We start from the raw sequence: 22,159 nt of genomic DNA on the forward strand, positions 1-22,159 counted from the left end.
TACGATTAAAACCACTAAAAGGTTGGCCCGGTTAGATGATTTACGATTGACGATTTTGGATGTACGATTTAAGCTGACAGGCGGATTGTTAGCCAAATCCGAAATCTGAAATCGTAAATCCAAAATCCGTTTCCGGCGGCTTTATCTTTGCATCCCTAATGATGATGGAGGATTTACTGAAGCCCTGGAAAGATAACCCCCGCATTTTTTCGCTGGTGGGCGGTCTCACCATGTCCGCACCGCAAAATATTTACCTGAGCCACCTGCACGGAAGCGCATCGCAGTTTGTAGCGGCCGCTGCATTTCTGCACCCGTCGCTGGGCCAACTCAATCATGTGTTTGTGTGCAACGATGCCGAGGATGCGGCTTATTTCCACAACACGCTGGAAAACCTGACCAGTGCACTGAACCTGCACTATTTTCCCTCCTCATTTAAAAACCGAAAAAACTACCGGCTGCTCAACCCCTCGCATGTAATGCTGCGCACCGAAGCGCTGACGCGTTTTTCCGATGGAACCGGCAACCGCGTAGGTGCCTTGGTTACCTACCCCGAAGCACTTTTTGAAAAAGTGGTGGTGCCGAAAATCATTGCCGAAAACATCATCCACATCCGCACCAACGATGTGCTCAATACCGACGAACTTTTTGAGCGGCTGGTGAATTTTGGTTTCGAACGCACCGATTTTGTATACGAGCCCGGGCAGTTTGCCGTGCGGGGCGGCATCCTAGATATTTATTCGTTTGGCAACGAAAAGCCTTACCGCATTGAGCTGTTTGGCAACGATGTGGACTCCATCCGCATCATTGACCCCGAAACGCAATTGTCCGAACGGCGGCTGCTGCAGGTTAGCATCATTCCCAACGTGGATACGCAGTTTGTACATGAGGAAAAAGTGTCCTTGCTGCAGTTTTTGCCCGAGAACACGGTGATTTGGATGCAGGACGTGGAACTGGTGCAGGAGCGCTTGATGATTGAAGAGGAAAACCTGCAATTGTTTATGGACCTGCTGGCGGCGCAACAGCAACCGGCTGTGCCCATGACCGGCAAAGGTGCCCGCAACAAACCGGCGGTGGAAGAAGAAGATGCTTCGCTGGTAAAAAAAGAAATCAGCACACAAGATTTTACAACAGCCGATTTGTTTTTAGCTGAATTAGCGCAGCTTCATCAAGTGCATTTTGGCCGCAGGCCGGCTGCTGGCACCTACTCCGAAATTGAATTCCACACCAAACAGCAACCTGCTTTCAACCGCCAGTTCGATCTGTTGATCAAAGACCTGAAAAGCTGGGAAGCAAAAGGTTTTCAATTGGCCATTTTTGCAGAAAATGCGCGGCAACTCGAACGGTTGTACAGCATTTTTACCGACCTGAAAGCGGAGATCAATTTTCAGCCTATTGCCACCGCCATTCATGAAGGCTTTATTGAAGAAGATCTGAAACTGGTGTGCTACACCGACCACCAGATCTTTCAGCGGTATCATAAATACAAGGTTAAGCAAGCGTACAACAAAGCAAAGGCACTTACGCTGCGTGCACTGCGCGAACTGCAGCCCGGCGACTATGTAACACACATTGACCATGGTGTGGGTGTGTACAGCGGTTTGCAAAAACTGGAAGTGGGCGGCAAGTTGCAGGAGGCGGTGCGCATTATTTATAAAGACAGCGACATACTGTATGTAAACATCAACTCGCTGCACAAAATTGCGAAGTACACCGGCAAAGAAGGCACTGTGCCCAAGGTAAACAAACTGGGCTCTGATGCATGGGTGAAGCTGAAAGAAAAAACAAAATCAAAGGTCAAGGAAATTGCGTTTGACCTCATTAAATTATACGCTGCCCGCAAGGCACAGGAAGGCTTCCAATTCAGCAAAGACACATACCTCACTACCGAGCTCGAAGCTTCGTTTATTTACGAAGACACACCCGACCAAAGCAAGGCAACAGCAGATGTAAAAAAAGACATGGAGTCGCCGCATCCAATGGACCGGCTGGTGTGCGGCGATGTGGGTTTTGGTAAAACAGAAATTGCGGTGCGGGCTGCATTCAAGGCAGTGGTAGATGGTAAACAAGCCGCTGTGTTGGTGCCTACCACCATCCTCGCATTTCAGCATTACAAAACATTTAAAGACCGCCTGAAAGATTTCCCGGTGACGGTGGATTTTATCAACCGCTTTAAAACTTCGAAAGAGAAAAAAGAAACGCTCAAGCGGCTGGAAGAAGGCAAGATCGATATCCTCGTAGGTACGCATGCCATTCTGGGAAAAGATGTAAAGTTCAAAGACCTTGGTTTGCTGGTGGTGGATGAAGAACAAAAGTTTGGTGTGGCACACAAGGAAAAGATCAAAACATTCCGCACCAATGTAGACTCGCTGACGCTAACGGCAACGCCTATTCCAAGAACGTTGCAATTTTCGTTGATGGGTGCCCGTGACCTCAGTATTATGAACACGCCGCCACCCAACCGGCAGCCCATTCAAACCGAGGTAAAAGTGTTTCAGGAAGATTTTATCCGCGAAGCCATTTACTTTGAAACGGAACGCGGCGGCCAAGTATTTTTTATCCATAACCGCGTAAATGGTTTGGCGGAAATGACCGCCATCATCCAGGGTCTTTGCCCCGACCTCAGCATCGGGTTTGCTCATGGCCAGATGGAAGGACACGAACTTGAAGAACGCATCCTTGATTTTATTGATAAAAAATACGACGTACTGGTGTGTACCAACATCGTGGAAAGCGGCGTGGACATACCGAACGTAAACACCATCATCATCAACAATGCGCACCAGTTTGGCCTGAGCGATTTGCACCAATTGCGTGGCCGCGTTGGCCGCAGCAACCGTAAGGCATTTTGCTACCTGCTGGCACCGCCCATGAGCACGTTGCCCACAGACAGCCGCAAACGCCTGCAAACACTGGAGCAACACAGCGAGCTAGGCTCAGGTTTCCAGATTGCGATGCGCGACCTGGACATACGTGGTGCGGGTAATTTGCTTGGTGGGGAGCAAAGCGGTTTTATGGCGGAAATTGGTTTTGAAATGTATCAGAAGGTATTGAATGAGGCCATCCGCGAACTCAAACGCACCGACTTTAAAGAGCTGTTCAAAGATGAAATTTCAAAGCAGGATGATTTTGTGCAGGACTGCACGATTGATACTGACTTGGAAATTTTGATCCCGGATAGTTATGTAGAAAACATCACCGAAAGACTGTCGCTTTATTCGCGGTTGGACAACTGCGAAACCGAAGAAGAACTACAAGCGATGCAGGCCGAACTGCATGACCGTTTTGGTGATGTGCCGCCGCAAGTGGCCGATCTTTTTGTAACGGTACGCTGCCGCAAACTGGCGGTAGACCTGGGCTTTGAAAAAATGAGTTTGAAAGATGATGTGCTGCGTTGCTTTTTCATCAACCGCCCCGACTCGCCTTATTTTGAAGCGCCGGTATTTAAATCCATTTTAGATTATGTGCAAACCGGCACCAACAAGGCACGTCTCAAACAATCGGGCAAAAACTTTTTACTGGTGGCCGAACCGATTAACTCGATGAATGAATTGCATGTGTTTTTACAACGCATGCATGCAGCAGTAATTGGCGAAGCGGTGCAAGCGTAGTGAAGGCAGGGGATTTTGGATTGACGATTTTGGATTTGCGGTTGGTGCTTGCAGCTGAATATATTTTGATGCGGCCATAAGTCTATATGCATTTGTTTTACTTACGAGTAGTGTTTATAATGCTCAACCGTTTCTCATCAAGCTTTAAAAGTCGTTCACCACAATTACACAAAAGCTCCATCGTAGCCATCCGCACTGAATCAGCCTGTAGTTGATGATGTCCCTGCCTATTTCATTTTTAGGAGTAAAAAGTAAAAGCATCAGTAGAGAAGTTATAGACCATGCAGCTACCATTTTAAAAAACACACATCATTTCTTTGGCAAGAGTTTCAACTTCCTGATCCGTGCATTTATTGAAGGAATTTGCTCCGCATGCATCCGCGTAGCGGTATAAACCAGATCTTCCTGCAACTGGGGCACCCGTGACAGCAGGTCGTGCAGTGCCTGCACCGAAAGGGCCCGCACAATCCGGCTTTCCCCCTTATCCAATGCCCACTGAGTCAACTGGTGCCAAACGCGGCCCGTTTCATTTGTGGTCGATGGCAGTCGCGGCACCAACTGTGCCAGGTGCCATTTAGCTTCCTTGTGTTCGGCAATTTCCAATAATGCGAGCAGTTCCTTTTTGTGCCCGGCCAAAAACTGGGGCTGTTCCGCCGTTATTTTTTCAATGGCATCCAGGCTGCGCATCACCACCTTTCGGTTTGGGTGCCGGGTGCAGGCAAACAATTCATCGAATGCTTCCTGCGTGCTTACCTGCCGCACAATGCTGTTGCTGGCGCCAATAGTGCGCAGGTCGCCGCCGGCAAGCAATTCGGGAAAATGGGGATTCATTTGTTGACTTTAAAACATCAAGGTAAAAGTTTTCCGGCGGCTGTTTGCCTGTCGGTAGCTAGCGGCACAAAAGCGGCGTAACGAGTTGAAAAATAATTGCCCTGCATGCTTTAATTTTGCGCCATTGATCAAAACAACTGCCTGGCACCGCTTTAAATACTGCTTCCAACCAAAACTTCAGATCCAGCAATCCACATTAATTTACTTTTGAATATACAAGCCGCCCTACATGAGCCTGAAAACTGCTTATTTATTTACCATTGCCTGCTGCTGCTTTTTATTTTCTGCCGCGCAAAAAACCGGCACTCCCATCATGCTCAAAACGGGCACGCTGCAGATCACCGCTGCAGAAGCGACAGCTACAGCCAACATCCTCAATAAAAGGCTAGCGCAAAGCGGCCAGCCCGAGCTGGTGCTGCTGCAATTTGCCGCTTTGCCCAATGCCGCCGCCCGGCAACAACTGGCAGCACAGGGCGTAGAATTATTGCAAGCCCTGCCCGGCAACGCTTTTACCGCCCTTATCCATAAGCCAATAACCTGGCAGCAGCTTACTTACAGCAGTGGGGCGCAGGGCATTACTCCTGTTAATGCCCGCCAAAAAACGGATCCGCAGCTTTGGCCGCAGGCTTTTGGTATTTCAGTAAAATCAACACTGGTAAACGTTTGGGTACGCCTGCACCCGGGCACTACAGAGGCACAAGCCTTGGCTGTGTTACAATCATTTGGCACGGCCAAACGTGTATTCATCGAAGAACCAGTGTATGCGCTGCAAATTTCCGAAACGCAAATTGCTGTTTTGGCGGCGCATAGCCGCGTGGCCTATGTGCAGCCGCAGCCTCCGCCGGCGCAGCCTTTGCTGCAAGACAGCCGCACCTCAAGCGGAGCGGCCTTGTTGCAAGCCAGTGCAGCCAACGGCGGTCGCGGCTTGAGTGGGCAGGGCGTGGTGGTGGGCATCGGCGACAATGGCGACGTGCAAACCCACCTCGATTTTTCGGGCCGCCTCATCAACCGCGTTGCGGGCAGCGTACAGGGGCATGCTACGCATGTAACCGGCATTACTGCTGGTGCCGCCGTTATGGACGAACGCTACCTGGGCTTTGCGCCCCGCGCCACCGTGGTGAGTCAGGTGTTTGAAGGCATTTTTACACAGGCCGGTCAGTACGTAGCCGACCATGGTATGGTCATCACCAATAACTCGTATGGCAATGTGCTCAACTGCACCTACAACGGCGTGTACGACTTTTATTCCTCCTACCTCGATGGGCAGGCGTTTTTATACCCTTCGCTGCTGCATGTATTTGCTGCTGGCAATAGCGGCGGCAACACCTGCCAGCCTTACGAAATAGGTTTTGGTACCGTGTTGGGCAGTTACCAGTCGGCAAAAAATGTGTTGTCGGTGGGCAATGTGGACGACCTGGGTTTGATCAATGGCGGGTCCAGCCGTGGGCCGGTGAAGGATGGCCGCATCAAACCCGAAATTGTAGCCATTGGCACCAACGTAGCGGCCTCCTGGCCTACCAATGGCTATGGCAACAACTCCGGCACCAGCATGGCGGCACCTGCAGTTGCAGGCGGCGCAGCGCTGTTGGTAGAACGTTACCGGCAATTACACGGCGGTAAAAACCCGGGCAACGCGTTATTGAAAGCTATTTTGTGCAACGGCGCTTCCGACCGTGGCAATGCCGGCCCCGACTTCCGCTACGGCTTTGGTTATATGAACCTGAACCGGAGTCTGGACATTTTGGAAAAAAACCACATCATCCAAGACAGCATTGCCAACGGCCAGAAAAACACGCACCGCATTTCGGTGCCCACCGGTACAGCACAAGTGAAAGTGATGCTGTACTGGAACGATCCGGCGGCGTCGCACCTAAGCCGCCGCAGCCTGGTACACGACCTCGACCTAACTCTATCGGCCGGAGGTACCCAGTATCTACCTTTTATCTTGGATACGGCTGCAGCCGCCTTAAATACGCCCGCCACAACCGGTGCCGACCACCGCAACAACATTGAACAGGTGGTGGTAAAAAATCCTGGCGCCACTGAATTTTCTATTGAAATCAAAGGTTTTTCAGTGGCCGGAATTGCAAAGCAGCAATATGTGGTGGTGTATGATTTGGTACCCAACGAGTTGCTGTTGACAGCCCCTGCCGGCGGCGAACGGTTTGATACCAGCGAAGTGATGCGGGTACAGTGGGAAGCGGCCGGCCTGGAAGACCAAACACTTTCGCTGGAGTTTTCGGCCGATGGAGGCGCCACCTGGCAAACCGCAGCAACCGGCATCGCGGCGGCAAGCCAGTTTTACCGGTACAAATTACCCAACATACCGGCACCTCAGGCCCGCATCAGGCTGGTAACGGCCGGCGGCGCCATTGCAGCCAGCAAGGCTTTTGTGCTGGGCATTGCACCCAAAAGTTTTTCCCTCACCAACTCCTGCGAAGGTTACTTGGTGGCGCGGTGGCGTAAAGCCGCTGAAGCCACCGGCTACGAGGTGCTGCGTTTTGCGGGTACCGACTGGCGAACGATGGCCACCACAACAGACACTGCATTTACCCTTGCCGGCCTGGCAAAAGACAGCGCCTACCCGGTGGCGGTGCGGGCCATGTACAACGGCATCGCCGGGCAACGCTGCCCCACGCTGGTGCGTACACCATCGGGTGGCAATTGCGCCGGCAATATTTCGGATGGTGATTTGAAACTGGACGCCCTGATAGCGCCGGTGACGGCAAGGCAGTTTACCCCCACCGCCCCCACACCCCGCACCCAGGTTTCCATCCGCATCAAAAACCTCGACAATGCACCAGTAACCGGGTTCCAGGCTTATTACTCCAGCAACGGCGGCCAAACCTGGATCTCCGAAACGGTGCAGACAACGATACCAGCGCAGGGATTGTACACCTATCATTTTCAGCCGTATGCCAACCTGGGTAATACCGGCGCTTACGAATTTGTTGTCGTTGTAAAAAACATCAAAGGGGATGTAAACCCTTACAACGACACGCTGCGTACCGTGGTGCGTCACCTGAAAAACGACCCCATTGATTTGACCACACCTTATTTTGAAAACTTTGACGACCTGTCTGAATTTGCTTTACCGCAATCTACGGTGGGATTGGCCGGGCTGGAGCGCTTTGATTTTTTCCCCGGCACCGCTAATGGCCGGCTACGCAGTTATGCCGGTTCGGGTATGGCCAAAAGCGGCAATCGGGCAATAACACTGGACTCCGACCGGGAAAGGAGCGCCATCAACCGCAATTTCCTCGTGGCTACATTCAACCTGTCGGCATATGATGCCGCCGCCAACGAAGTGCGCCTTGATTTTGCCTGGGCGGCACATGGCATGGACACCGCCAACCGCGTTTGGGTTCGGGGCAGCGAGGCCGATGAGTGGATCCTGGCTTATACTTTTCCATTGAAAGGAACAGTTGCCGGCACGTTTAAGCAATCGCCTAGCTTGCGCATTTCACACCTGCTGACGCAGGCAGGCCAGCGTTTTTCTACCGCTACGCAAATACGTTGGGAGCAAACCGGCACCAAGTCCGCAGTGCAGGCCAACTACGCCGGCGGATATACCATCGACGACCTGCGGCTATACCGGGTTCGCAGCGATGTGCAATTGGTTTCTGTTGATGGCATCGACTCCATTGGCTGTGGCCGCAGCTCAGCCGAGCAGCTGACCCTGACCATTGTAAACGGAACCGGCCAGGACATAACTACCGTGCCGGTGCGCTATTCAATCAATGGCGGCGGCTGGGCTACCGAAAACATACCGCTGATCAAAGCCAATGATACCATCCGGTATAGTTTTAACCAAAAACTGAATCTTTCCAAACCCGGCGATTATGGGATCAGGGTGGCCCTGGGCGCCCCGTTCGACGAGGTGCGGCAAAACGATTCGCTGCAACTGCTGGTGCGCAGCCAGGCGGTGATCAGCCAGTTTCCTTACCTCCAAAGATTTGAAGGCGAGAACGACGGCTGGTATTCCGAAGGCCGCAACAATTCATGGGAATTGGGGCAGCCCGCTTCTTTTAAAATTACCCGGGCGGCATCGGGCAGCAATGTTTGGAAAACCAACCTCACCGGCAACCACAACAACAACGAACTGTCGTACCTCTACACGCCCTGCCTGCAAACGGGCAACCTGCAACAACCCACGCTGAGCTTCCATGTGGTGATGGACCTAGAGGAATGTGTGCCTGCCTGCGACAATGCCTGGGTAGAATACAGCGCTGATGGCGAGACCTGGCAAAAACTTGACGGTGAAGGTACCAATTGGTACCCCCAAGGCGATTCGTGGCATGTGGGCAACGACATTAAATGGCATGTGGCCACTGTGGCCCTGCCCGCTGGTGTGCCACAGTTAAAGCTGCGTTTTGTTTTTTCCAGCGATCCCGGCGTGAACAACGAAGGCATTGCACTGGACGACATTCATGTGTACGACAACACAATGGGCATTTACACCGGCCCGTCGATGGGGCAGCAGGTGTTGCAAAATGTGGGTGGGCAAAACGAGTGGATGCATTTTACCCAAAATGGCCGGCTGCTGGCTTCGCTGCAACTCAAAGGCGTATCCTTGGCAAGTACCGGTGTTCGTACTTATATCCATCCCGGCGAGGCTCGTTTTTCAAAAGACCAATATTATCACAACCGCAACCTGGTGGTGGACGGGGCCACCTCTGATTCTGTCCGGGTTCGTTTTTATTTTACCGAAGCTGAGACCAAGCTGCTGCTTGCGGCCAACAACTGCGCTTCCTGTGCTCCGCCCGAATCGGTGCTGGACTTGGGTGTAACCTTGTTCAAACCGGTTGATGCACAGCATTTAAACGGAACGTTAGACGATGATAAAGTTGGCTTCTGGCATTATGTGCCGGTGGCAAAAACAGCACTGGTGCCTTACGATGCCGGTTACTACCTCGAGTTTGATGCCGTCAGGGGTACTGAAATGTGGCTGAACAGCGGCGGGCTGAGCCGCGAAGCTTCGCTGCCGGTAAAATTTGTACAATTGAAAGCTAGCAAAACCGGCGTTGCAAAAGATGTGTTGCTGCAATGGGATGTGGCCGGCGAAAACGGTGTACTGCGCTACGAAGTGGAAGTGGCGCGGGGTGTGGATGCACCTGCCAGCCACCAGTTTCAAAAGCTGGGCGAGCCAGCCGCACAAGGCAGTACGGACCGGTTGCAATACCAATTTACCGACACCGAGTTGCCCAAAATGGGTATGCGCCACTACCGGCTTCGGGTTATTGACCAGGACGGCGGCGAACAGTACTCGCCACAGGTGTCGGTGCGCTTTGATATCAATGCCGGATGGCAGGTTTTCCCCAACCCATCGGTGGGCGAATTTTACCTGATGTTTGAACTGGCTGCCGGTGAAGCCGCCACGCTGCGCCTCACCGACGCCGTTGGCCGCGTGTTGAAAACAATGCCGGTGCGGGGCACGGGCCAGGGCACACTGATGCGGGTAGACCTTTCGGGCGGGCAATTTCCGCCGGGAGTGTACCTGCTGCAGTGCGATAAAAACGACAAAGTGTTCCGCCTGCTGAAGCGGGGTTATTGAAAACCATTTTTGCCGCAATAAAAAGCCCGCAACAGCAAGCTGTTGCGGGCTTTAATATTTTGGTACAACCAATGCGCCTGAATAGGCGGATGCAACCAATAACTGGTTTTTTACAAAAAACCGGGCGGCTTACAAAATAGCACAATTAATCAACTGTGCCGGTTTGCTATGCGCCAGTTTGCTTTAGTTTACCAGCCTTGTTTTGCAACGCCGGCCTTGATGGCAGCCAGGGCCTTTTCCTCGTTGCACAGGGTTGTCAGTTTGTTGCCTTTACCGTCGTGGCCCTGCACCATGTAGGCGCCTTTGGCGGTTTTGGTTACCACCGCATCCTGAATGGGCACCCCTTTTTCTTTGGTTTTAACATTGTAGGCGGTGAGCTTAACGTCTGCCATATGAATCAATTTTATGGTTAGTGAAGTTTAAAACTAATCTATTCAGGCAAAAAGGCGGCCAAAACCATATAAACGCCCCATTGTGGCCTGCGAACTGCAAAACGCCGCCCGGCCCATTTGGCATGGGATTTTTTGGTAAAAAAGTAAATGCGGAAAATGTTACCGGAAAAAGACCAGTCGGCAGAAGAAAGGGCTAAAGGCCACCACATGAAGGAACAAGAGCACAATGAGGCTCATCACACCCATATACCCAATGCACATGCAGCGGGGGTAGGCGCCATGGGCCGCAACGATGAAAAGTTGCCCACTTCTTCCACCGACGAAGCGGAGGAGCGTACCGAACCGGCCTATTAAGCTGAATCACCCGGTATTTTTTGCCGAAAAGCAAAGCTGCATTGATCGATCCAAGCCCATCACCCATCACTTCCCCACTTCAGAGGCAGATCGCTGTACCTCAAAATGTTCTCTATGAAGCTGGGATATGTCCTCCTGTTTTTTTTATTGTATGCAAAAGCCACCGGCCAAGCCGAGGCCAGTTATAAAGAAGACCGGCCCAACGAGGCACGGGTAGTAGTGGTAACGCTGGACGGCATGCGCTGGCAGGAAGTGTTTGCCGGTGCCGACCCGGCGCTGCTCCACCAGGCAATGCAGGATAAAAAAGTTGACCTGCAGAATTTTGCAGGCAGCACAGCTGCGGAACGGCGGCAACGCCTGATGCCATTTTTGTGGAGCGAAGTGGCGCAAAATGGACAATTGGTGGGCAACCGCAACCGCCACAGCAAAATGAATGTAGCCAACCCCTATGCACTTTCATACGCAGGCTACAACGAGCTGTTTACTGGCCGCACCGACCTGCGCATCTGGAGCAACGAAAAAAAGCAAAACGTCAACCGCACCATTTTCGAGCACCTCAACAAGCTCCAGGATTTCCGGGGAAAAGTAGCATCAGTGGCTTCGTGGGATGCGTTTCCTTTTATTTTGGCCCAAACGCGCAGTAAAATAAAAGTGGCCATCAACAAAGCGCTGGACTGGACCGGTGATGTGTGCCCCGATACCGCCACATTTGCGGCAGCAGTAAAATACCTGGTGCAAAACCGGCCGCGGGTGCTGCATATTGGCCTTGGCGGCACCGATGAAGCCGGCCACCAAAAAGATTATGCGGGATACCTGCAGCAGGCGCACCTGGCCGATGGACTGATTGGAAAATTGTGGCAACTGCTGCAGGGCCTGCCCGAATACCGCAACAATACCTCGCTGATCATTACCACCGACCACGGGCGGGGCCGAAGCCGCAGCACCTGGTTCAAACACGGATTTTTTGTGCCGGGCTCGTCGGAAACCTGGATGGCGATGTTAGGAACGGGCATCAGGCCGAGTGGCGAAAGCGGGCACGACGAACAATTGTACAGCGCACAAATTGCGGGTACCATTGGCTACCTGCTGCGGGTAAACAGCTTTAGGCCATACACCATTCCACTGCACAAAATGACGGCGGACGACAGGCTATAAACAGGAGCAAAATTGCTGCGGTTTGTAGCCCGACGTCCGCCGGTATATTTTTTAAAACCAAAGAGTATTAGCCAATAGTGCCCAGCACCATGGCTTTTACCTCGTTCATGTGCACCCGCTCCTGTTGCATGGTATCGCGGTGGCGAACGGTAACGGTGCCGTCTTCCTTGGTTTGGTGGTCGATGGTAACGCAGAACGGTGTGCCCAATGCATCCATACGGCGGTAGCGTTTGCCAATGGTATCTTTTTCTTCGTAAAAACAACGGAACGAAGCCTTGCAGTCGTCCATCAGTTGGCGGGCTAGCTCGGGCAGGCCATCTTTTTTCACCAACGGCAGCACCGCCAGTTTAATGGGCGCCAGCTTGGCCGGGAACTTCAGGACCACGCGGCTGTCCTGTTTTTCAGCAGTGCTCAGGTCCTGCTCTTCAAAAGCCTGGCTCAGCACCATCATTACCGTACGGTCCACACCAATGGAGGTTTCAATCACGTACGGGATATAATTGCCGTAAGGCTTGCCTGTTTCGGGGTTCACTTCCGCATCGAAATACTGCATTTTCTTCTTGCTATACTCCTGGTGGTTGCGCAGGTCAAAGTCGGTGCGGCTGTGGATGCCTTCCACTTCTTTAAAACCAATGGGAAAATTGAACTCAATATCGCAGGCCGCATCAGCGTAGTGGGCCAGTTTGATGTGGTCGTGAAAGCGGTAGTTCTCGGCAGGAATACCCAAGCTCAGGTGCCACTTCATGCGTTCTTCTTTCCAGTACTCGTACCACTCTTTTTGCGAGCCGGGACGGATAAAAAACTGCATTTCCATTTGCTCAAATTCGCGCATCCGGAAAATGAACTGTCGGGCAACAATTTCGTTGCGGAAAGCCTTGCCAATTTGCGCAATACCAAACGGAATTTTCATCCGGCCGGTTTTCTGCACGTTCAGGAAGTTTACAAAAATGCCCTGGGCCGTTTCGGGGCGCAGGTAAATTTTGTTGTCCTCGCTGTCGTCGGAAATAGCGCCGTATTCGGTAGAAAACATCAGGTTAAACTGGCGCACATCCGTCCAATTGGCGGTGCCGCTGATGCTACATACAATTTTATTATTCTCGATCAGGGTTTTCAGTCCGTCGAAATCGCTGGCAGCCAGCAACTGGTCCATTTGCTGTTGCAACAGGTCAGCTTGGTCTTGCTGGCTGGCCTTTTCCAGCTCGTCGATCTTAGCCTCGATCAGGTGATCCACCCGGTAGCGCTTTTGGCTGTCCTTGTTGTCGATCATCGGGTCGGAGAAATTATCCACGTGGCCGCTGGCCTTCCAGGTGGTGGGGTGCATAAAAATGGCCGCATCGATGCCCACAATGTTTTCGTACATCTGGGTCATGCTTTTCCACCAATAGTCCTTGATGTTCTTTTTCAGTTCGGAGCCCCATTGGCCGTAGTCGTACACGGCGCCCAGCCCGTCGTAAATTTCGGAGGAGGGGAAAATAAAGCCGTACTCTTTGCAGTGCGATATAATTGCCTGGAAACGGTTGTTATCTGTTGCCATAGTGCGGGCAAAGATAGGAGATGATGGAGAGTAGTTGATAGTTGGGAGTGGATAGTTGACAGTTGGGAGTCTGAAGTCTGGGGTTTGTAGGTTTAGAGTTTTGGAAGTGATTGGTTGTTTGTTAAATGAGTTTGCGTATATGTTGGGCGGCGCTGTTCGTCATTGCGAGGCGCAGGAGCGGCTTTGAAAATGTTGCACATCATGGCGCCGAAGCAATCTCCATCTAAAATGTGTTTCCTAACTACATCTTTTTATATGCTGAGATTTTCTTTTAAGCCGCACCAAAAGGTTCTTATATAAAACCGGAAGATTGCTTCGGCGCAAGAGTTTTCGCTAAAGTATCGTCGCCGCGGCGCCTCGCAATGACGGATTAACTTCAACGCATTTTTATTGAACTACCAACTATTAACTATCCACTCCCAACTGCCAACTACCCTCTACCATCCTTCTTCGTCCAACCCACCAGCTTATCAACTGCCAGAATGGCCAGCGATTTCAGCACTTCCGGTGAGCCGATGCTTTCCGGTTCGCCGACGCGTTGCGGCTTGGCCTCGGGTTTCTTTACCCGCACCGTGCCGTATTCTTTGGCTGCGTTGAGGTTGCGTTCGTTTTGCTGCAGCGATTGCTGCCCGCCTTCCACTTCCACATTTTGTACCACCACGGCATAGTCGTTGGGGCGTATGGTAGACCCAAATTCCAGCGCATAAGCACGGGTAAATTCGGCACCGAAATACAGGATGATGGCCGAGTAATACACCCACACAATAAGGATCACCAGCGAACCGGCAGTGCCATAAGTGCCGCCTACGTCGCTTTTACCTATATAAAGGCCGATGGCAAACTTGCCGATCATGAACAAAACAGCGGTGGCAATGGAGCCGGCCCACACGTCGCGCCACTTGATCTTTGCATCGGGCAGTACTTTGAAGATCACTGCAAACAACAACGTAATAGTGCCAAGCGTCACCAGCAAATTGACCACGTACATAATGATCACACTAACGTCGGGGAACATGCGCTGCAGCTGTGCATTCAGTCCTTCGATGATGGCGGTAACGGCCAGCGATACCAGCAGCAAAAAGCCCAAGGCGCCGATGACGCCAAACGAAAGCAGGCGGCTTTTTACCAACAGCCACCAGCCTTGCTTGGTGGGTTTTGCCTTCAGGCCCCAGATGCTGTTGATGGAATCCTGAATTTCGGCAAACACAGTGGTGGCACCAATGAGCAGCGTAATGACGCCGATGATGGCTGCCGACGTGCTTTTATCGCTCAGCGTGGCGTTTTTTACAATCTCCTGTATTTGCAACGCCGCCTGGTTACCCACAAACGAATTGAGCTGGTGGTAAATAGACCCTTCAATAGCCTCGCGGCCATAAAAAAAGCCGGCGGTGTAAATGAGCAGCAGGATCAGCGGCCCCAGGGAAAAGATGGTATAATAAGCCAGCGATGCGCTGAGCTTGGGCACTTTATCGTCGTTAAAACCGGTGAAGGATTTTTTTAAAATACGCCACAGGGCGGCAGGGGTAAACTTTTTCTTTTTTGTTGGCTGGGCCATAGGTTTTGCCTTTAAGCATATAAAAGCAAAAAAGCGGCCACTCGGATTGCGGATTGTGGATTTCAGATTTCGGCACCCTTAAATTATTGCATGTAACATGCACTGGTATAAAATCCGAAATCTAAAATCCGAAATCACTGGAGTTTTTCGTTCTGCCGGTGGCGGTCGCTGTCGCGGATGGCTTTTTTGTCAAAATTCTTTTCCAGCGCTTCGGTCAGGTTGATGCCCGTTTGGTTGGCAATACACATCACCACCCACAGTACGTCGGCCAGTTCATCGGCCAGTTCTTTTCCCTTATCGCTTTCCTTGAACGACTGATCGCCGTAGATGCGGCTCATCAGGCGGGCCACTTCGCCCACCTCTTCGGTGAGGATGGCCATATTGGTGAGTTCGCTGAAATACCGCACACCGGTTGTATGTATCCACTGATCGATCTGTTGCTGGGCCTGGGCTATGGTCATTGGGAGTTTAAGGTTTGAGGTTTAAGGTTGTTCAAAAGGTTTAAATGTTCAAGACGTTCAATGTATTGCCACCGCCAGCAACATTAAACCTTAAACTTTAAACCTTAAACTTCTTGAACCATTTAAACACATTGAACTTACTGCCCCCGTCACACCACACCAACGCCGCCGTGGTTGAGTTTGAGGTTCATCATGGTGGCGATGGAGCGGGCCCGCTGTGCCATCAGTATGGCATTGGGGCCTTCAAAATGTTCGTCGATGGTTTGGGTAAACAGCTGCACCCAGCGGTCGAGGTGCTCTTTTTTTATTTGGGACAAATGGTGAATATGCTGGTGCACCTGCATTACGTTTTTGCCATACCCGCGGGTACCCAGCACCACCGATTCCCAAAAATCGGTGATCAGGGGCAGGTGGGTTTCCATGTTCAGCGGCACCACCTGTGTAAAGAAAAAACCGATCACTTCATCCACCAGCGCCTTTTCGTAAAAATGCGCCAGCATCTTTTCTAGTCCCGCACGGTCGGTTACATCATTTTTCATGGGGCAAAATTAAAGGGCTGGTGCCAGCAACGGCCTAAGCTTCGTCAGGCCTATGCATCAAAAAGCGGAACCGCAGGCATTCCGCAGTTCCGCTTTTTTATATAAAATACCGCTGCAAAGTTGGGCTCTCTTATTGCTGCATGGCAATGTGCTCCATTGCACCTTTTCCTTACCAATCTTAAAAGCACAGTGGGCTAACCACCAACCAAAGCATTACCTCCTGATCATCACTTTTTGCACAAACTTTTCGCTGCCGCAAATTACCTCCAACACATACAAACCGTCTTTCAGGTGGGGCAGTTCCAGCACCGTTTGCGCAGGCTGCAACAGGCTTTGGCTGCGGCTAGCCACAACCCTTCCGCCTAGGTCAATCAGTTGCACCAAGGCTTTTTTACCCAGCATGCCGCCGGGGCTCAGTACCACCGATGCATTGCTGCTGTTGAAATACGCCTTTGCCGCGGCGGCTACCGTTTGGGGCACTTGCAGCGATACTACTTTGGTGTATTCAAAGCGGCCGTTTTTATCCAGCATTTTAATGCGGTAAAAATGGACGCCGCCCGCTGGCCGCACATCATCGTACTGGTATTTTCTGCGCCTGCTGCTGTTGCCCGCTGCATTGATCGAAACCACAGTTGTCCAACGGAAACCATCAGCCGAACGCTCCACCACAAAGGCTTTGCTGTTCGTCTCGTTTTCGGTGGTCCATTTCAGTTGCACGGCCTGCTGGGCAGCTTGGTAAGCAGCGCTGAATGCACTGTATTTTACCGGCAGTACCGAAGGTTCGGTGTAAATGGTCATGTCCCACCCGCCATGGATATAGCCTTCGCAGCCGTCAATATCGTTGACCACGTACAGCCGCCATTCGCCGTTGGCACCATAGCCGTTAAAGCCGGCCAGCGTGGTAAAAGGGGATGCTTTGGGCTGGCCCGGCCAGGAGTCGGTGCCACCGCGGTTGGTAATTTTATAGGTGCCTGAAGGATAAGGGCTGTTGTCCGGGATGTACTCGGTAGCATCGTCGTCCAACACGATGTTCACGCCGGTGCCGGGGTTGGGCAAATCGTAAGCACCGCCCACATCCGACAGCAGGATGATGCCCGTATTGGCGCCATCGGGCGGTACCAGCATGATGTCGACAGCATCGGGGCTGTTGTGGTCGAGTCCAAAAAGCCGCACGGTAATTTTGGAAATGGTGCCGGCCATCCCGGTCACGACGATCTTGGAAGGATATGGGTTGCCCAAAACCGGGGCATCATCGCCAAAAGGAATGTCGATGGGTGTGTAATTGCCGAACGTGGCCGTGTCCTGCGCCAGCAGGCTGGCGGGCAAAAATAGCAGCCCGCACAAAAGCAGTTGAATGGTTGTTTTTTTCATCGGGTTGGATTGGTACGCTTAAGCTGCGGTAAAAATAACGGAGATTTCCGGGGCGGCATCGTATTTATACCTGCGGAAAAACTTTTATGAGCAGATGCAACTAGGGCCCATTCAGTTATTACCCTTAGCCACCAACGTTAACCTAATACAATGACTGGCAAAACTTTGTGCAAGCCGGCAGCACAAGCATGCTGTTTTTAGGCACTCCTATTTTTACCAAAATAAAAACTGCGCTTACTCACGGTTGTGCGTATCGATCCAGATGGTAACGGGCCCATCGTTGACCAGCGCCACCTGCATATCGGCGCCAAAACGGCCCGTGGCAACCGGTTTGCCAAGGTCGGCGGTTAGTTGTGCAATCATTTGCTCGTACAGCGGGATGGCCACATCCGGCTTTGAAGCCCTGATATAAGATGGCCGGGCCCCTTTTTTGGTGCTGGCGTGCAGCGTAAACTGGCTTACCAGCAAAATGCCGCCGCCCGCTTCCAGCACGGAGCGGTTCATCACGCCGGCGTCGTCGACAAATATGCGGAGGTTGACAATTTTACCACTCAGCCATTTTATGTCGGCTTCGCCATCCCTGTCTTCAATGCCCAATAGCACCAGCAGGCCGCCTTCAATGGCACCTGCAACAACACCGTCAATGGTAACCGAAGCTGACGAAACCCGTTGAATCACTGCACGCATAAGCTCCTGGATGATTTTTGGAAAACGAAACGCGGCGCCGCAACGAAATCACGACGAAAACTTTGTGCACCTTTGCGTTGCGCCGTTTTTTATATAAATAAAGAGACCCGCGCAAAAATATGATCGATTTATCTCCCGAAATAAAACTGCACACTACCCGCAGCGGTGGTGCCGGCGGGCAAAATGTAAACAAGGTGGAAACCGCCGTGCAGGCTTATTTCAACGTGCAGGCCTCAGCGCTTTTGTTGGACGAACAAAAGGTTTTGGTGCTCCACAAACTGCACAACCGCATCAATGCCGAGGGCCAACTGATGGTGAAAGCACAAATGCACCGCACCCAGATCGAAAACAAGGAAGCGGCCATTGCTAAAATAAATGAGCTGGTTGCCGAAGCACTGAAAAAGAAAAGGATGCGTATTACCACCAAGCCCAGTAAGGCCGCCAAAGAACGGCGCATTGAAGGGAAAAAACGGGCAGGCTCCATCAAGCAGGACCGCCGCCGCATCCGCCCCACTGATCTATAATTTAACAACACCTTGCACCGTATTGAATAACTTAGCGCCATGCGTTTCCCCTCTTCCTTTGCTGTGCTCCTGTTGCTGGCCGCCATGCTATCGGGCTGCCAGCGGGAGGTGGATGAGGAACTATCCAATGCCCAACTGGAACTGACCATTGCACACCAGTCAGCCGGCGCCCCGCTGCAACTGGGCACGCCTTACACCAACGGCCTGGGCGAAACGTTTACTGTAAATACATTTAAATACTACCTCTCCAACCTGGCCCTGGTCAATGGCAATAATGTGGTATCAATCCCGGACACTTATTTTTTGGTGGACGAGGAAACGGATAGTACTAAAACAATTAAAGTTGAAGTGCCGGCCGGCACCTACACCGGCTTGCGCATGTTGCTGGGCGTGGACAGCACCCGCAATGTAAGCGGCGCCCAAACTGGTGCGCTGGACCCCGTGCAGGATATGTTCTGGACCTGGAACACCGGCTACATCATGGCCAAGCTCGAAGGCAGCTCGCCGCTGAGCAGTGCACCTAACAACCGCATTCAATACCATATTGGCGGCTTTGCCGGCACAAATTCTTCCTTAAGAACAGTGACGATAAACTTTCCTGCACCAGTGCAGGTAGAACGCACCATGCAGGTGTCCCTTATTGCCGAAATAATGCGCTGGTTTGATGCGGTACATCCATTGCCCATTGCGCAAACCGCCGTCAGCATGACGCCTGGGCCGCTGGCAGCGCAGTATGCCGATAATTACAGCAAAATGTTTCGCCTCAATTCGGTGCTGATTCCATGAAGCTGCGCCTCACGATATTATCCCTGATGGTGCTGGTGCTCATTTCTACAATTGGTGTGCAGGCCTGCCGCAAAAAAGAAATGGAAGTACCCAAAGGCCCCACTCCGGTTTCCTTTGATATTCCGCAAGGTTTTCCAAAACCGGAGTATGATTTTGCCGGAAACCCGCTCACCAAAGAAGGTATTGAGTTGGGTAAAAAATTATTTTACGACGGCATCCTTTCGGCCGATGGCAATTTCCCCTGCGCCTCCTGCCACCAGCAGTTTGCCGCTTTTGCCACCTTCGATCACGACCTGAGCCACGGCTTTAATGATGCCTTTACCACCCGCAATGCGCCGGGCATGTTCAACCTGGCGTGGCGCAAGGAATTTCACCACGATGGCGGCATACTCAACCTCGAAACGCAGCCACTGGCGCCGCTTACGGCCAAAAACGAAATGGCCGAAACGGTAGACAACGTGGTGCGCAAACTGCGGGCTAGTACCAAATATCCTTCCCTATTTGCCGCGGCCTTTGGCGATGCGGAGATCAACAGCCAGCGCATGCTGAAGGCGCTGGCGCAATTTGTGGTAACAATGGTTTCGGCCAACAGCAAATACGATAAAATGAAACGCGGCGAAGCGACTTTCACACAGTTTGAGCAAGCGGGTTACACCGTATTTCAAAGCAAATGCGCTACCTGCCACCAGGAGCCTTTTTTTACCGATGGTTCGTTCCGCAACAACGGCATTGGATTAAATCCGTTTTTAAAAGATGGCGGCCGCATCCGCATCACGGGCAATGCAGCCGATTCGATGAAGTTTCTGGTGCCGTCGCTGCGCAATGTGGCGCTTACCTTTCCCTACATGCACGATGGCCGTTTTACCTCTCTGCAACAAAGCATTGAACATTACCGCAGCGGCATCAAGCAAACACCCAACCTCGATCCTTCGTTGCAACTCGGCATTGCCCTCACTAACTCGGACATTGTGAACCTGACGGCATTTTTAAAAACACTGACCGATTCTTCATTTATCAGCGATAAACATTTTGCGCCGTAGGGAAGTCAGCAAAGTCCGAAGTCGGATGTCCGAAGACGGAAGACAATTCTAAGTTATAGTTGTCTTCTTCGGACTGCGGACTTCTGTCTTCGGACTTACCTACCTACTTTTGGCACCTAAATACGAACCGGATTGAGTGGCATTAAACAACTGGCGGGACAAACATTGTGGTATGGAGGCAGTTCCATTGCGGCCCGTTTTCTAAACTATTTATTGACGCCTTACCTCACGGCTACGCTGTCGGGTGTGGCCTACGGCGAAATGAGCCTGGTATATGCACTCATCCCGCTCCTGAACATCATTTTTACATACGGCCTGGAGACCGCTTTTTTCCGCTTTGCATCGGATAAAGAGAAGGGCAGTTCGGTTTATGATACAGCTACTATTTCGCTCATCGTAAGTACGGCCGTACTCACCGCGCTGCTGGTGTTGTTCAATGATTTTTTTGCGGGCCTGATCGGGCTGCAGGAGCATCCTGAATATTTTACCTGGGCGGCATTCATCATTGCCTTTGATGCCTTGTCGTCGCTGGCTTTTGCCAAACTCCGTTTTGATGGGCGGCCTATAAAATTTGCGCTGGTGCGCATTGTGGGCATACTGGTAAATATCGGGGCTGTTGTTTTCTTTTTGTCTGTTTGCCCCAAGATTGCGGAAAAAGATCCTGAAGGTTTTATCGGTACTTTTTATGATCCCAATATTGGTGTAGGCTATGTGATCCTGGCCAACCTGATCCAGGCGGTGCTTACGTTTTTGCTCCTTGCAAAAGAGTTTTTTTCATTTCGCCTGCGGTTCAACGCAACACTTTGGAAAGAGATCATTATTTACTCCGCGCCACTAATCCTGGCAGGCTTTGCCGGCATGATCAACGAAACCTTTGACCGGATGATGCTGCGCTGGTGGTCACCTGCGGCCACCGAAGAAGCCGCCAAGTTTGAAGTAGGTGTGTACAGCGCCTGTTATAAATTGTCCATCCTCATCACGCTGTTCATCCAGGCGTTTCGCATGGGGGCCGAGCCGTTCTTTTTTAAACAGGCACAGGGTCAGGCTCCGCAAAAAGTATATGCCCGGGTGATGAAGTTTTTTGTCATCACCATTTCCCTGATGTTTTTGGTGGTGGCGCTTTTCCTCGACGTTTGGAAATATTTTATCCAAAACCCCGAGCAGTGGGAAGGCCTGCGGGTAGTGCCCATTTTGCTGCTGGCCAATATGTTTTTGGGCATTTATTACAACTTGTCCATCTGGTACAAAGTGACCAATAAAACCAGCGCTGGTGCCCGAATTACGTTTATCGGTGCAGGTATTACGTTGCTCATCAACTTCCTGTTTATTCCTACATATAGCTATGTGGCCTGCGCATGGGCTACGTTTTTTTGCTATGGCAGCATGATGGTGGTTTCATACAGCTGGGGCCAGCGGGCTTACCCGGTGCCTTATGCCACTAAAAAGCTGATTGCGTTTATGGTGATTGCATTGGCGTTGTACGGCATTCATGCAGCGTTTCAACTGCTGGAACTGAATGTGTGGATCAACCACGCATTTGGGTTGCTGCTGTTGGGGCTTTATACGCTGTTTATTGTAAATGTGGAGCGGAAAGAATTTGCACGCTTGCCGGTGGTGGGAAGGTTTATTAGCGCATAAAAAATAGTTGAACCACGAAGACACGAAGGAAATAAAGAAACACAAAGGGCTTTCTTGGTGAACCTTAGTGTTTTTGTCATCCTGAGCGCAGCGAAGGATCTGAGCCCACTTAATAGAGTAATTTAAAATC

At 51.6% G+C, this 22,159-nt stretch carries 15 protein-coding genes and 1 pseudogene; 8 read left to right on the forward strand and 8 right to left on the reverse strand.

The window, feature by feature from the left end; all coding sequences use genetic code 11:
• The first annotated feature begins 164 nt into the window (after positions 1-164).
• Positions 165-3,608, forward strand: coding sequence for a transcription-repair coupling factor (gene mfd / locus EPD17_RS18755; protein ID WP_240040676.1), 3,444 nt, complete (start codon positions 165-167; stop codon positions 3,606-3,608).
• 309 nt (positions 3,609-3,917) lie between these two features.
• On the opposite strand, the gene EPD17_RS18760 is transcribed toward mfd, so the two are convergent.
• The gene (locus EPD17_RS18760; protein ID WP_132056008.1) at positions 3,918-4,439 is read right to left on the reverse strand and encodes a hypothetical protein; all 522 of its coding nucleotides are present in this window, start codon (positions 4,437-4,439) and stop codon (positions 3,918-3,920) included.
• A 229-nt stretch (positions 4,440-4,668) separates the two neighbouring features.
• Here EPD17_RS18760 and EPD17_RS18765 point away from each other — a divergent pair, with 229 nt between their 5' ends.
• A complete protein-coding gene (locus EPD17_RS18765) occupies positions 4,669-9,993 on the forward strand; it encodes a S8 family peptidase (protein WP_132056009.1) in 5,325 nt (1,774 codons plus the stop codon).
• A 188-nt stretch (positions 9,994-10,181) separates the two neighbouring features.
• On the opposite strand, the gene EPD17_RS18770 is transcribed toward EPD17_RS18765, so the two are convergent.
• Positions 10,182-10,385, reverse strand: a complete 204-nt coding sequence (locus tag EPD17_RS18770) for a hypothetical protein (RefSeq protein WP_114235367.1) — start codon at positions 10,383-10,385, stop codon at positions 10,182-10,184.
• A gap of 147 nt (positions 10,386-10,532) precedes the next feature.
• Here EPD17_RS18770 and EPD17_RS18775 point away from each other — a divergent pair, with 147 nt between their 5' ends.
• A complete protein-coding gene (locus EPD17_RS18775; RefSeq protein ID WP_132056010.1) occupies positions 10,533-10,739 on the forward strand; it encodes a hypothetical protein in 207 nt (68 codons plus the stop codon).
• A gap of 114 nt (positions 10,740-10,853) precedes the next feature.
• Positions 10,854-11,894, forward strand: coding sequence for an alkaline phosphatase family protein (locus EPD17_RS18780; RefSeq protein ID WP_165929669.1), 1,041 nt, complete (start codon positions 10,854-10,856; stop codon positions 11,892-11,894).
• Between the two features lie 67 nt (positions 11,895-11,961).
• Here the strand turns inward: EPD17_RS18780 and EPD17_RS18785 are convergent, their stop codons facing one another.
• From EPD17_RS18785 to dtd, 6 genes are all read right to left on the reverse strand, one after another.
• The gene (locus EPD17_RS18785; protein WP_132056012.1) at positions 11,962-13,428 is read right to left on the reverse strand and encodes a glycine--tRNA ligase; all 1,467 of its coding nucleotides are present in this window, start codon (positions 13,426-13,428) and stop codon (positions 11,962-11,964) included.
• Between the two features lie 430 nt (positions 13,429-13,858).
• A complete protein-coding gene (locus EPD17_RS18790) occupies positions 13,859-14,983 on the reverse strand; it encodes a YihY/virulence factor BrkB family protein (RefSeq protein WP_132056013.1) in 1,125 nt (374 codons plus the stop codon).
• A gap of 134 nt (positions 14,984-15,117) precedes the next feature.
• A complete protein-coding gene (locus tag EPD17_RS18795) occupies positions 15,118-15,444 on the reverse strand; it encodes a nucleotide pyrophosphohydrolase (RefSeq protein ID WP_132056014.1) in 327 nt (108 codons plus the stop codon).
• 149 nt (positions 15,445-15,593) lie between these two features.
• Positions 15,594-15,983, reverse strand: a complete 390-nt coding sequence (locus EPD17_RS18800; protein WP_132056015.1) for a group III truncated hemoglobin — start codon at positions 15,981-15,983, stop codon at positions 15,594-15,596.
• Between the two features lie 213 nt (positions 15,984-16,196).
• Positions 16,197-17,354, reverse strand: a complete 1,158-nt coding sequence (locus EPD17_RS18805) for a T9SS type A sorting domain-containing protein (RefSeq protein WP_132056016.1) — start codon at positions 17,352-17,354, stop codon at positions 16,197-16,199.
• A 234-nt stretch (positions 17,355-17,588) separates the two neighbouring features.
• On the reverse strand, positions 17,589-18,041 hold the full coding sequence (gene dtd / locus EPD17_RS18810) for a D-aminoacyl-tRNA deacylase (RefSeq protein ID WP_132056017.1): 453 nt from the start codon (positions 18,039-18,041) through the stop codon (positions 17,589-17,591).
• 137 nt (positions 18,042-18,178) lie between these two features.
• Here dtd and arfB point away from each other — a divergent pair.
• The 4 genes and pseudogenes from arfB to EPD17_RS18830 all read left to right on the forward strand — a co-directional run.
• Positions 18,179-18,565: pseudogene (arfB, locus tag EPD17_RS18815) on the forward strand (alternative ribosome rescue aminoacyl-tRNA hydrolase ArfB); the annotation flags it as partial.
• A 39-nt stretch (positions 18,566-18,604) separates the two neighbouring features.
• Complete coding sequence (locus EPD17_RS18820; RefSeq protein ID WP_132056019.1) at positions 18,605-19,351, forward strand: MbnP family protein; 747 nt, start codon at positions 18,605-18,607, stop codon at positions 19,349-19,351.
• On the forward strand, positions 19,348-20,391 hold the full coding sequence (locus EPD17_RS18825; RefSeq protein WP_132056020.1) for a cytochrome-c peroxidase: 1,044 nt from the start codon (positions 19,348-19,350) through the stop codon (positions 20,389-20,391). Before EPD17_RS18820 ends, EPD17_RS18825 begins: the two co-directional genes overlap by 4 nt.
• A 132-nt stretch (positions 20,392-20,523) precedes the next feature.
• A complete protein-coding gene (locus EPD17_RS18830; RefSeq protein WP_132056021.1) occupies positions 20,524-22,029 on the forward strand; it encodes a lipopolysaccharide biosynthesis protein in 1,506 nt (501 codons plus the stop codon).
• Positions 22,030-22,159: the final 130 nt, after the last annotated feature.

Origin of the sequence: Pseudocnuella soli, from assembly GCF_004347775.1 — a bacterium.
GTDB lineage: Bacteria > Bacteroidota > Bacteroidia > Chitinophagales > Chitinophagaceae > Flavisolibacter > Flavisolibacter aquaticus.

Excerpts from the sequence above, each read along its gene's own strand:
- mfd (WP_240040676.1), top strand. The coding sequence starts at position 165 with ATGGAGGATTTACTGAAGCCCTGGAAAGATAACCCCCGCATTTTTTCG.
- EPD17_RS18760 (WP_132056008.1), bottom strand. The coding sequence starts at position 4,439 with ATGAATCCCCATTTTCCCGAATTGCTTGCCGGCGGCGACCTGCGCACT.
- EPD17_RS18765 (WP_132056009.1), top strand. The coding sequence starts at position 4,669 with ATGAGCCTGAAAACTGCTTATTTATTTACCATTGCCTGCTGCTGCTTT.
- EPD17_RS18770 (WP_114235367.1), bottom strand. The coding sequence starts at position 10,385 with ATGGCAGACGTTAAGCTCACCGCCTACAATGTTAAAACCAAAGAAAAA.
- EPD17_RS18775 (WP_132056010.1), top strand. The coding sequence starts at position 10,533 with ATGCGGAAAATGTTACCGGAAAAAGACCAGTCGGCAGAAGAAAGGGCT.
- EPD17_RS18780 (WP_165929669.1), top strand. The coding sequence starts at position 10,854 with ATGAAGCTGGGATATGTCCTCCTGTTTTTTTTATTGTATGCAAAAGCC.
- EPD17_RS18785 (WP_132056012.1), bottom strand. The coding sequence starts at position 13,428 with ATGGCAACAGATAACAACCGTTTCCAGGCAATTATATCGCACTGCAAA.
- EPD17_RS18790 (WP_132056013.1), bottom strand. The coding sequence starts at position 14,983 with ATGGCCCAGCCAACAAAAAAGAAAAAGTTTACCCCTGCCGCCCTGTGG.
- EPD17_RS18795 (WP_132056014.1), bottom strand. The coding sequence starts at position 15,444 with ATGACCATAGCCCAGGCCCAGCAACAGATCGATCAGTGGATACATACA.
- EPD17_RS18800 (WP_132056015.1), bottom strand. The coding sequence starts at position 15,983 with ATGAAAAATGATGTAACCGACCGTGCGGGACTAGAAAAGATGCTGGCG.
- EPD17_RS18805 (WP_132056016.1), bottom strand. The coding sequence starts at position 17,354 with ATGAAAAAAACAACCATTCAACTGCTTTTGTGCGGGCTGCTATTTTTG.
- dtd (WP_132056017.1), bottom strand. The coding sequence starts at position 18,041 with ATGCGTGCAGTGATTCAACGGGTTTCGTCAGCTTCGGTTACCATTGAC.
- EPD17_RS18820 (WP_132056019.1), top strand. The coding sequence starts at position 18,605 with ATGCGTTTCCCCTCTTCCTTTGCTGTGCTCCTGTTGCTGGCCGCCATG.
- EPD17_RS18825 (WP_132056020.1), top strand. The coding sequence starts at position 19,348 with ATGAAGCTGCGCCTCACGATATTATCCCTGATGGTGCTGGTGCTCATT.